Genomic DNA, 11503 nt, shown 5'->3' with positions numbered 1-11503 from the left:
CAGAGCGTAGCGGTTCAGAGAGTCGCGCCGACGTGGGTGATCAGGTCGGCGAGACGGTTGGAGTAGCCCCATTCGTTGTCGTACCAGCCGGCGACCTTGACCTGGTTGCCGATGACCTTGGTCAGCGGCGCGTCGAAGATGCACGACGCCGGGTTGGTCACGATGTCGGAGGAGACGATCGGGTCGGTCGAGTAGACGAGGTAGCGGCCGTCGGCGGCCGCCCGCACGATCTCGTTGACCTCCTCGACCGAGGTCTCCCGGCCGGCCTCGAAGGACAGGTCGGTGAGCGAGCCGGTCGGGGTGGGCACGCGCAGGGCGTAGCCGTCGAGCTTGCCCTTCAGCTCCGGTAGCACCAGGCCGATCGCCTTGGCGGCGCCGGTCGAGGTCGGCACGATGTTGATCGCGGCAGCGCGGGCACGGCGCAGGTCCTTGTGGATGTTGTCCTGCAGGTTCTGGTCGGCGGTGTAGGCGTGCACCGTCGTCATCAGGCCCTTGACGATGCCGAGACCGTCGTTGAGCGCCTTCGCCATGGGAGCCAGGCAGTTGGTGGTGCACGAGGCGTTCGAGATCACGGTGTGCGTGTCGGGCGAGTAGAGCTCGTGGTTGACGCCCATCACGATCGTGATGTCCTCGTTGGAGGCGGGCGCGGAGATGATGACCTTCTTGGCGCCACCGCCGTCGACGTGGGCACGGGCCTTGGTGGCGTCGGTGAAGAAGCCGGTCGACTCGACGACGACGTCGACACCCAGGTCGCCCCAGCCCAGGGCGGCGGGGTCGCGCTCGGCGAATGCCTTGATCTCGGTGCCGCCGACGATGATCGAGTCGTCGGTGGAGGTGACCTCGGTGCCCAGCGGGCCGAGGATGGAGTCGTACTTCAGCAGGTGAGCGAGCGTCGCGTTGTCGGTCAGGTCGTTGACCCCGACGATCTCGATGTCCGCCCCGCTGGCCTGCACTGCGCGGAAGAAGTTGCGGCCGATCCGACCGAATCCGTTGATGCCTACGCGGACAGTCACCGTGGTTGCTCCTCTGTTGTCAGCTGTGGGTGCGTCTGATGTGACGCAGATCATGCGTCAGTGACGACCCTAGCCGTGGTACCCCGACGGGCGCCGCCCGCCGTCCGCCATACGGGCAGGTAACAACACAAAGCCACACGAACCAACATTTCGGACATGCCTGTCCGGGCGGACCGGGACCGGCCCCGCTCGTGACGCTCAGGCGTCGCCGGCGAGCATCTCCGGCGTCAGCGAGGCCTCGGTGTCCGGGATGCCGAGCTCCTCGGCTCGCTTGTCCGCCATGGCCAGGAGCCGGCGGATCCGGCCCGCGATCGCGTCCTTGGTGAGCACCGGGTCGTGCAGCTGGCCCAGCTCCTCGAGCGAGGCCTGCTTGTGCTGCAGACGGAGCTCGCCGGCCATCCGGAGGTGGTCGGGAACCTCCTCGCCGAGGATCTCCATCGCGCGGTCGACGCGGGCACCCGCCGTCACGGCGGCGCGGGCGGACCGGCGCAGGTTGGCGTCGTCGAAGTTCGCGAGCCGGTTGGCGGTGGCGCGGACCTCACGGCGCATCCGCCGCTCCTCCCAGGCCATCAGGGTCTCGTGGGCACCGAGCCGGGTCAGCAGCTGGCCGATGGCGTCGCCGTCGCGGATCACGACCCGGTCGACGCCGCGGACCTCACGGGCCTTCGCCTGGATGCCGAGCCGGCGGGCGACACCGACGAGGGCGAGGGCGGCCTCCGAACCGGGACAGGTGACCTCGAGGGACGACGAGCGGCCCGGCTCGGTCAGCGAACCGTGCGCGAGGAAGGCACCGCGCCAGGCGGCGACCGCGTCGCACGCGCCTCCGGACACGACGGCCGGCGGCAGCCCCCGCACGGGGCGCCCGCGCTGGTCGAGCAACCCGGTCTGGCGGGCCAGCGCCTCGCCGTCCTTGGCGACCCGCACGATGTAGCGGCTGCCCTTGCGCAGCCCGTTGCCCTGGACCATCACGACATCGGAGGACTGGCCGTAGATCTCGGAGATGTCCTTGCGCAGCCGGCGCGCGGCGGCGCCGGTGTCGAGCTCGGCCTCGACGACGATCCGGCCGGCAACGATGTGCAGGCCGCCCGCGAAACGCAGCGTGGAGGCGACCTCGGCCTTGCGACAACACGCCTTGGTGACCGGGGTACTGGCCAGTTCCGCCTTCACCTGTGCCGTCATCGCCATGCGCACGATCCTGCCACGTGGGTCAACAACCCTCGGAGACGGCGAGGACGTGATCCACGAGACGCTCGCCGTCGTGGGCAGGGTCCTCAGCGGGTGCTGAAGATCCGCGCGTACGCCGCCGCGAGCTTGACGGGGTCGTGGTGCGGCTCGCCGTCGTCGGCGGCCACGTCGTCGACGACCAGGCGCGCCCCCAGGGCGTGGACCATCTCCTCGAGCTCGGCCAGCCCTCCCCCGACGGAACCGCGGTCGGCGAGCACTGTGTGGATGTGCAGGTCGGGCGCGTGCTCGGCGAGGACGGCGAGGTGGTCGGCCGGGCCGAAACCCGGGGTCTCGCCCTCCTGCTCCTCGAGGTTCAGCACGACGACGAGCCGGGCGTCGGTGCGGACCAGCGCCTCGCGCAGCGCCGGCACCAGCAGGTGCGGCAGCACGGACGTGAACCACGAGCCCGGCCCGAGGACGGCCCAGTCGGCGTCCGCGATCGCGTCCAGGACCGCGGGACTGACCTCGGGCGACTCCGGCTGGAGCGCGATCGACGCGATCACGCCGTCGGTGGTGGCGACCTCGACCTGGCCGCGCACGCAGGTCAGCGCGTCGGGGTCGTCCGGCACCAGCCCCCGCACCTCGGCGGTGATGTCCATCGGCACCTGCGCCATCGGCAGGACCCGTCCGCGTGCGCCGAGCAGCCGGCCGACCCAGTCGAGGGCGTCGACGTGGTCGCCGAGCAGCTCCCACAGCCCGACGATCAGCAGGTTGCCGACGACGTGGCCGCGCATCTCGCCGTCACCCTCGAAGCGGTGCTGGAGGACGCGCGTCCAGGTGTCGCCCCACTCGTCGTCGCCGCACAGCGCGGCGAGCGCCATCCGGAGGTCGCCGGGCGGCAGCACACCGAACTCGCCACGCAGGCGTCCGGACGAGCCGCCGTTGTCGGCCACCGTGACGACCGCGGTGAGCTCGTCGAGCGTCAGGTCGTCGAGGAGGTGGCGCAGGGCGCTGAGCGAGGCGTGCAGGCCGTGGCCGCCACCGAGCGCCACCACCGCCTGGGCGCGCTGGTCACTCACGGCCGAGGTCGCGGTGGATCGCGCGGGCGAGGTAGCCCCGGTCGACGAGGCGGCGGGTGATCTCCTCGCTCATCGCCACGCTGCGGTGCTTGCCGCCGGTGCAGCCGATGGCGACGCGCATGAAACGCTTGCCCTCGCGCAGGTAGCCCTCGGCGACGCCGGTCAGCAGAGGCACGTAGGCGTCGAGGAACTCCTCCGCGCCGGGCCTCGCCAGGACGTACGACGACACCTCGGCGTCCTGCCCGGTGCGCGGGCGGAGCTCGGGGACCCAGTGCGGGTTCGGCAGGAAGCGCATGTCGGCGACGTAGTCGGCGTCGACGGGGATGCCGTACTTGAACCCGAAGCTGATCACCGACACCCGCAGCCGGGTGGTCTCCGCGTTGCCGAAGGCCTCCGCGACCCGGTCGGTGAGCTGGTGGACGTTGAGGTTGCTGGTGTCGATGACCAGGTCGGCCTCGGAGCGCAGGTCGGCGAGGGCGACGCGCTCGCGCTGCAGGCCGTCGAGCAGGCGTCCGCCCTGCTGGAGCGGGTGCGGGCGCCGGGCGGCCTCCTGCCGGCGGACCAGCACCTCGTCGGTCGCGTCCAGGAACACCAGCGTCGTGTCGCGGCCGGTGACCCCGAGCGCGAGCGCGCTCTGCAGGCCCTGGAAGAAGGAGCCGGACCGCACGTCGACCACGACGGCCACCGGCTGCGCGGGGCCGTGACTCTCGTCGACGAGGCGGACCACGTCGGCGAGCAGGTTCGGCGGCAGGTTGTCGACGACGAAGAAGCCGAGGTCCTCCAGCTCCTTGGCGGCGGTGCTGCGGCCGGCGCCGGTCATCCCGGTGACCACGACGAGCTGCCCGGGGGTGCTCTCACTCATGGACGTCATTGTGGTGCAGCCTTCTTCCTCGCCGCCGTACCGGTGTCCTCCCGGTCCAGCGCCTCCTTGATCGCGGCCGCGGTCCGCGGCCCGACGCCGGGGACGGCGGCGATCTCCTCGACGGTGGCGGCGCGCAGCTTGCGGAGCGAGCCGAAGTGGCGCAGCAGGGTCTTGCGGCGTACCTCCCCGAGGCCGGGGACACCGTCGAGCACGCTCTCCACCATCGACTTCGAGCGCCGGTTGCGGTGGTGGGTGATCGCGAAGCGGTGCGCCTCGTCGCGCACCCGCTGGAGCAGGTAGAGGCCCTCGGAGGTGCGCGGCAGGATCACCGGGTCCTCCTCCCCCGGCAGCCAGACCTCCTCGAGCCGCTTCGCGAGTCCGCACACGGGGATGTCGTCGATGCCGAGCTCGTCGAGCGCCCGCTTGGCGGCGGCGACCTGCGGGGCACCGCCGTCGACGACGACCAGTCCCGGGGCGTAGGCGAACTTCCGCGGCCGTCCGGTGTCGGGATCGACCAGCATCGGGCCGGTGCCGGCGGCGGGATCTCCCGGTCGCAGCTCCGAGCGCGCCTGCTCGTCGAGGAGCCGCTTGAACCGCCGGGTGATCACCTCGTGCATGGCCGCGACGTCGTCGGAGCCCTCCTGGTCGCGGATCACGAAGCGGCGGTACTCCCCCTTGCGGGCCAGGCCGTCCTCGAACACCACCATCGACGCCACGATCTCGGTGCCCTGGATGTGGGAGACGTCGTAGCACTCGATGCGCAGCGGCGCCTCGTCCAGCTCGAGCGCCTCCGCGATCTCACCGAGGGCGATGTTGCGGGTCGTCAGGTCGCTGGCCCGCTTGGTCTTGTGGAGCGCCAGCGACTCGGTGGCGTTGCGCGCCACGGTCTCCTGCAGGGTGCGCTTGTCGCCGCGCTGCGGCACCCGGATCTCCACCTTCGACCCGCGTACGTCGGACAGCAGGTGCTCCCACGTCGCGACCTCGGGCGGCAACTGGGGCACCAGGATCTCCCGCGGGATGGCGTCGCGGGCGTCCTCGGCCGCCACGCCGGCGTACAGCTGGAGGAGGAAGTGCTCGACCAGCGACGCGGTGTCGCCGTCGTCGGTGCGGTCGGCGACCCAGCCCCGCTGGCCGCGGATCCGGCCACCGCGCACGTAGAACACCTGCACCGCGACCTCGAGGGGGTCCTCCGCCACGGCGATCACGTCGGCGTCGGAGCCGTCGCCGAACACGACCGCCTGCTTCTCCAGCGCCTTCTCCATGGCGCCGAGGTCGTCGCGCAGGCGCGCCGCCTTCTCGAAGTCGAGGGCGTCGGAGGCGGCGTACATCTCCTGCTCGATCCGCTTCATGAACGGTCGCGTGCGCCCGGCCATGAACTCGCAGAAGTCGTCGACGATCGCGCGGTGGTCCTCCGGCGAGACATTGCCGACGCACGGCGCCGAGCACTTGTCGATGTAGCCCAGCAGGCACGGCCGGCCGATCTGGCCCGAGCGCTTGAAGACGCCGTTGCTGCACGAGCGCATCGGGAAGACCCGCAGCAGGATGTCGACGGTCTCGCGGATCGCCCACGCGTGGCTGTAGGGCCCGAAGTAGCGGGTGCCGCGCCGCTTGGCGCCGCGCCCGACCATCACCCGCGGGAACTCGTCGGACACGGTGACCGCCAGCCACGGGTACGACTTGTCGTCGCGGTACTTCACGTTGAAGCGCGGGTCGAACTCCTTGATCCAGGAGTACTCCAGCTGGAGCGCCTCGACCTCGGTCTTCACGACGGTCCACTCGACCGACGTCGCGGTGGTCACCATCGTGGCGGTGCGCGGGTGCAGGTTGGTGATGTCCTGGAAGTACGACGAGAGCCGGGCCCGCAGGCTCTTCGCCTTGCCGACGTAGATTACGCGGCCCTTGGCGTCGCGGAACCGGTAGACGCCCGGCTGGGTGGGGATCGACCCCGGTGCGGGTCGGTAGTTCACTGCGGGCGCCACGGCACCAACCCTACGGATCGGCTCCGACAGTCCTTTAATCTGCAATGTCACGTGCTTTACTGCACTTATGGGTTGTTGTCGTGACTCCTACGGTTACCCGCTCACCACCAGCCGGCCCGCCGCCGAGGCGTACGTCGACGGCGTCCGCGACCTGCTGTGCCTACGGACCGGCGCGGCACACCGGATCGCGACGGCGATCACGCTCGACCCGACCTTCGCCCTCGGTCATGCGACCCTCGCCCTCCTCGGTCACGAGATGTGCGTCCAGGTCGACGTGCGCGCCCGCCTGGCCGATGCCCGGCTGCACGCCCGGCGGGCCACCGGCCGCGAGCGCAGCCACGTCCACGCGGTGGAGCGGCACCTGGCGGGCGACTCCGCACCGTTGGTGGCCCACGTGGCGGCGTACCCGCGGGACGCCGTGCTGCTGTCGGTGGCGATGCCCACCATCGCCTTCGCGGGCGTGACCGACGTACCGGAGCAGGCATGGCGGATCGTCGAGGACGCCGCACCGGCGTACGGCGACGACCCGTGGATCAACGGGCTGCTGGCGTTCGTGCGCCAGGAGCAGCGCCGGTTCGACGAGGCCATGGACCTGTCCTGCCGCTCGCTCGCTGCCGAGCCGGGAGGCGGGCACGCGGCGCACGCGCGGGCACACGCCCACTACGAGACCGGCGACCACGCCGCCGGCCTGCGCTGGATGGATGCCTGGGTCCTCGGCGACGGCGCGGCCACCGACAGCCTCACCCACTTCTCCTGGCACGCGGCGCTGCACGAGCTCTCGCTCGGCGACGTGGCCGCGGTCCGGAGGAGGTACGACGAACAGCTCCAGCCCCGGCACGCCGTCGGGTGCCGGGCGCTGGTCGACACGGGATCGCTGCTGTTCCGGTGGGCACTCACGCCGGGCGGCGCGGACGTGCCGACGCTCGACGAGGTGGTCCGGCTGACCGGGCCCGAGACGCTCGAGCGGCCGGCCACCGCGTTCCTCGGCATGCACGCGGCGGTCGCGCTCCTCGCGGTCGACGACAGCTCGGGGCTCGACCGGCTGGCCCGGTGGTGCGAGACCCGTGCCGGCGCGACCCATCGCGAGGTGGTCGCTCCCCTCGCGCGCGCCTTCGCGCTCCTCGCCGCCGGGCGCTGGAACGAGGGAGCCGACCACCTCGGCCGGCTCGGGCCGCAGGTGTGGCGGGTCGGCGGGTCGGACGCCCAGCGCGAGATCGTCGAGGAGGCGCGGATCGCGGCCCTGCTCCGCGCCCAGAGGTACGACGAGGCGCGGCTGCTGCTCGACGTACGCCTCGACCGCCGGCCCGCGGCGCGCGACGAGAGGTGGCGGGCCGAGGCGGTCGCAGCGGCCGATCAGGCAGCGAGGATCTTGTCGTCCTGAACGTCGATCTCGACGCGAGCCAGTCCTGACGGGGCGGGTCCGCCCTCGACGTCCCCGCTCTCGGCGGAGTACGACGACCCGTGGTTGGCGCAGAGGATCCTGCCGTCCTCGACCGACGTCACGAGCAGCATCTGGTGGGTGCACACAGCGGTGAAGGCGTGGAACGTGCCCGCGACCGGCTGGGTGATCACGATCTTCTCGTCGGTGAGCACGATGCCGCCACCGACGGGCACGTCACCGGTGGCGGCCAGCTCGGCGCCCGGCTCGACCTTCGCGTCCGAACCGCCGTCGCTGTCGCCGCTGCCGGCACATCCGGCGAGCGCGGCCGCGACGCCGAGCGCGCCCAGACCGGAGAAGACGATGCGGCGGCTGACGACGGGTGCGCTCACGCCTTGACCACCGCGTCGCCGCTGAGCTTCACGGCGGTCTCGGCGAGCGGCGACGGCGCGGGTCCGCCCGTCACGGAGCCGTCCTCGGCCGAGAAGCTGCTGCCGTGGCACGGGCAGTGGATCGTGTTGTCGGTCACCGAGGTGACGATGCAGCTCTGGTGGGTGCAGATCGCGCTGAAGGCCTTGTACTCCCCCGCCGTCGGCTGGGTGACGACGAGCTCCTCGTCGGTGAGGATCACGCCGCCGCCCACCGGTACGTCGGCCGCGGCCACGAGCCCGCCGGTCGCCGGGGCACTGCTGCCGCCCGCCGTCGTCTCGGTCGTCGCCGCGGAGGTCGGCACGCTGGTCGTGGGGGCGCTGCTCGTCACCGGGTCGTCGGCGGTCGTGCTGCCGCCGTCACCGCACGCGGCGAGGAGGGGGACGCCGACGCCGAGGGTCGCTGCTCCGGTCAGTGCACGTCGCCTGGTCAAGGGGGCCGTCATGGCGGTCAGGCTACGGGCGCCACCTGAGCGGAACCTATGACTTCCGCGCCGTGGTCGCCTTCTTGGCCGGGGCCTTCCTCGTGGTGGCCTTCTTGGCCGGAGCCTTCCTGGCCACGGCCTTCTTCGCGGGCACCGCTTCCTTCGGCGCCCGCTTCGGCGCTCCCGGCTGCTTCACGGACCGGCCCTCGAGCAGCGGCTTGAGGAACTGGCCGGTGTAGCTCTCGGACACGGCGACGACGTCCTCGGGCGTGCCCTCGGCGACGACCGTGCCGCCGCGGGAGCCACCCTCGGGCCCCATGTCGATCAGCCAGTCGGCGGTCTTGATGACGTCGAGGTTGTGCTCGATGACCAGCACCGTGTTGCCCTTGTCGACCAGGCTGGACAGCACCCCGAGGAGCTTGCGGATGTCCTCGAAGTGCAGGCCGGTGGTCGGCTCGTCGAGGACGTAGACCGTGCGGCCCGTCGAGCGCTTCTGCAGCTCGGCCGCCAGCTTGACGCGCTGCGCCTCACCGCCCGACAGCGTGGTCGCGGGCTGCCCGAGCCGGACGTAGCCCAGGCCGACCTCGACGAGGGTCTTCATGTGCCGGGCGATGGCCGGCACGGCGGCGAAGAACTCCAGCGCCTCCTCGATCGGCATGTCGAGGATCTCGGCGATCGTCTTGCCCTTGTAGTGGACCTCGAGCGTCTCGCGGTTGTAGCGGGCGCCGTGGCACACCTCGCACGGGACGTAGACGTCGGGCAGGAAGTTCATCTCGATCTTGATCGTGCCGTCGCCGGCGCACGCCTCGCAGCGACCGCCCTTGACGTTGAACGAGAACCGTCCCTGCTGGTAGCCACGCATCTTCGCCTCGGGCGTCTGCGCGAACAGCTTGCGGACGTGGTCGAACACGCCGGTGTAGGTCGCCGGGTTGGACCGCGGCGTGCGGCCGATCGGCGACTGGTCGACGTGGATCACCTTGTCGACGTGCTCGAGGCCGGTGATCTTCTGGTGGCGCCCGGGGATGGTCCGCGCGTTGTAGATCTGCTTGGCCAGCGACGTGTAGAGGATGTCGTTGACCAGCGTCGACTTGCCGGACCCGGAGACGCCGGTGACCGCGCAGAAGACGCCCAGCGGGAAGCTGACGTCGACGTTGCGGAGGTTGTGTTCCTTGGCGCCGATCACCTTCAGCTCGCGCCCGACGGTGCGCGGGCGTCGTACGGCGGGGACGGGGATCTCGCGGCGCTGCGAGAGGTACTGGCCGGTCATCGAGTCCCGGTGGGTGAGCAGGTCTTCGACCGTGCCGGAGTGGACGACCTGGCCACCGTGCTCGCCGGCGCCCGGACCGATGTCGACGACCCAGTCGGCGACGCGGATCGTGTCCTCGTCGTGCTCGACGACGATCAGCGTGTTGCCGAGGTCCTTGAGCCGGACCAGGGTCTCGATGAGCTTCTGGTTGTCGCGCTGGTGGAGGCCGATCGAGGGCTCGTCGAGGACGTAGAGGACGCCGACCAGGCCGGCGCCGATCTGGGTCGCGAGCCGGATCCGCTGGGCCTCACCACCGGACAGCGATCCGGACGGCCGGTCGAGCGAGAGGTAGTCGAGGCCGACGTCGAGCAGGAAGTTGAGGCGCTCCTGGATCTCCTTGAGCACCCGCTCGCCGATCTGCCGCTCGCGGGCGGACAGGTCGAGGTCGGCGAGGTAGGCGGCCGCCTCGTTGATCGGCAGGGCACAGACCTCGGCGATGTTCTTGCCGCCGTGCTCCCGGGCGCCGAGCGTGACCGACATCGAGACCGGCTTGAGCCGGCTGCCGGCGCACACCGGACAGGGCACCTCGCGCATGAAGCCCTCGAAGCGCTCGCGGCTGGTGTCGCTCTCGGCCTCGCGGTGACGACGCTCGACGTACTTGCGCACGCCCTCGAAGTCGGCGTAGTAGGAGCGCTCACGGCCGTAGCGGTTGCGGGTGACGACGTGGACCTTCGTCGAGTGGCCCTCGAGAATCGACTTCTGGGCGCGGGCCGGCAGCTGCTCCCACGGGGTGTCGACATCGAAGCCGAGCTCCTCGCCGAGCGCGATCAGCAGCCGGCCGAAGTAGTCCGCGACGTGCGCGTGGCTCCACGGCTGCAGCGCACCCTCGGCGAGGGTCGCCGTCGGGTCGGGCACGACCAGCTCGGGGTCGACCTCCATGCGCGTGCCGAGGCCGGTGCACGACGGGCAGGCACCGAAGGGGGAGTTGAACGAGAACGAGCGCGGCTCGAGGTCGTCGGTCTCGATGGCGTGCTCGTTGGGGCAGGCCATCTTCTCGGAGAACTTGAGCTCCTCCCCGGTGGCGACCATGTCGAACACGACCAGGCCGCCGGCGAGGCCGAGTGCCGTCTCGACCGAGTCGGTCAGCCGGCGCTTGGCCGTCTCCTTGACCGCGAGCCGGTCGACGACGACGTCGATGGAGTGCTTGTACTTCTTGTCGAGCGTCGGCGGGCTGTCGAGGTTGTGCGTCTCGCCGTCGACCCGCGCGCGGGAGAAGCCCTGCGACTGGAGCTGGCGGAAGAGCTCGACGAACTCGCCCTTGCGTCCCCGCACGACCGGGGCGAGCACCTGGAAGCGGGTGCCCTCCTCGAGGGCCATCATCCGGTCGACGATCTGCTGCGGGGTCTGCCGCTCGATCGGCGCACCGCAGGTCGGGCAGTGCGGGCGGCCCGCGCGGGCGTAGAGCAGGCGGAGGTAGTCGTAGACCTCGGTGATCGTGCCGACCGTGGAGCGCGGGTTCTTGCTGGTCGACTTCTGGTCGATGCTGACCGCGGGCGAGAGGCCCTCGATGAAGTCGACATCGGGCTTGTCCATCTGGCCCAGGAACTGGCGCGCGTAGGCGGACAGCGACTCGACGTAGCGGCGCTGGCCCTCGGCGAAGATCGTGTCGAACGCGAGGCTCGACTTGCCGGAGCCGGACAGGCCCGTGAAGACGATCAGGGAGTCGCGGGGAAGGTCGATCGACACGTCCTTGAGGTTGTGCTCGCGCGCCCCACGGATGATCAGCTGATCCTGCACTACCGGTCCCTTGCTGTGCTCTCGAAAGTTCGAACAGGTGTTCGCCATGGTACGGCGCGCAGGCAAGCCGCGCGCCGGGTTCCACCCTCTCACCCGGCGCCGACAGTCGTGTTGCGCGGGCATGATGGGCAC

At 71.2% G+C, this 11503-nt stretch carries 9 protein-coding genes; 1 reads left to right on the top strand and 8 read right to left on the bottom strand.

What is annotated here, in order from left to right; genetic code table 11:
* Window positions 1-14 precede the first annotated feature (14 nt).
* The 5 genes from gap to uvrC form a co-directional block, all read right to left on the bottom strand.
* Window positions 15-1013: a type I glyceraldehyde-3-phosphate dehydrogenase gene (gene gap / locus ASE20_RS05790; RefSeq protein WP_056893559.1), complete on the bottom strand. Its 999-nt coding sequence runs from the start codon at window positions 1011-1013 to the stop codon at window positions 15-17.
* A gap of 198 nt (window positions 1014-1211) precedes the next feature.
* Entirely contained in the window at window positions 1212-2198 is a 987-nt protein-coding gene (whiA, locus tag ASE20_RS05785; protein WP_056893558.1) for a DNA-binding protein WhiA, read from the bottom strand.
* A gap of 86 nt (window positions 2199-2284) precedes the next feature.
* Window positions 2285-3256 (bottom strand): gluconeogenesis factor YvcK family protein, encoded by a 972-nt coding sequence (locus ASE20_RS05780; protein WP_056893557.1) that lies wholly within the window; start codon window positions 3254-3256, stop codon window positions 2285-2287.
* A complete protein-coding gene (rapZ, locus tag ASE20_RS05775) occupies window positions 3249-4127 on the bottom strand; it encodes an RNase adapter RapZ (RefSeq protein ID WP_412778600.1) in 879 nt (292 codons plus the stop codon). The genes ASE20_RS05780 and rapZ overlap by 8 nt, the downstream gene beginning before the upstream one ends.
* Entirely contained in the window at window positions 4124-6097 is a 1974-nt protein-coding gene (uvrC, locus tag ASE20_RS05770) for an excinuclease ABC subunit UvrC (RefSeq protein WP_056893556.1), read from the bottom strand. The genes rapZ and uvrC overlap by 4 nt, the downstream gene beginning before the upstream one ends.
* A 67-nt stretch (window positions 6098-6164) precedes the next feature.
* Here uvrC and ASE20_RS05765 point away from each other — a divergent pair, with 67 nt between their 5' ends.
* Window positions 6165-7478 (top strand): hypothetical protein, encoded by a 1314-nt coding sequence (locus tag ASE20_RS05765; protein WP_056893555.1) that lies wholly within the window; start codon window positions 6165-6167, stop codon window positions 7476-7478.
* Here ASE20_RS05765 and ASE20_RS05760 read toward each other — a convergent pair.
* Genes ASE20_RS05760 through uvrA form a run of 3 tightly spaced genes read right to left on the bottom strand, consistent with a single transcriptional unit; the run spans window position 7451 to window position 11371 of the window.
* Window positions 7451-7867, bottom strand: coding sequence for a Rieske (2Fe-2S) protein (locus ASE20_RS05760; RefSeq protein ID WP_056893554.1), 417 nt, complete (start codon window positions 7865-7867; stop codon window positions 7451-7453). The two genes, ASE20_RS05765 and ASE20_RS05760, sit on opposite strands and share 28 nt — an antisense overlap.
* Window positions 7864-8349 carry a Rieske (2Fe-2S) protein gene (locus ASE20_RS05755; protein WP_056893553.1) on the bottom strand — a complete coding sequence of 162 codons (486 nt, stop codon included), beginning with the start codon at window positions 8347-8349 and terminating at the stop codon, window positions 7864-7866. The genes ASE20_RS05760 and ASE20_RS05755 overlap by 4 nt, the downstream gene beginning before the upstream one ends.
* Window positions 8350-8383: 34 nt before the next feature.
* Window positions 8384-11371 (bottom strand): excinuclease ABC subunit UvrA, encoded by a 2988-nt coding sequence (gene uvrA / locus ASE20_RS05750; RefSeq protein WP_056893552.1) that lies wholly within the window; start codon window positions 11369-11371, stop codon window positions 8384-8386.
* Window positions 11372-11503: the final 132 nt, after the last annotated feature.

Origin of the sequence: Nocardioides sp. Root240, assembly GCF_001428825.1 — a bacterium.
In the GTDB taxonomy this organism is placed as follows: domain Bacteria; phylum Actinomycetota; class Actinomycetes; order Propionibacteriales; family Nocardioidaceae; genus Nocardioides.
The sequence above is the reverse complement of the archived record's forward strand: the minus strand, read 5'-3'. Positions and strand labels throughout refer to the sequence as shown.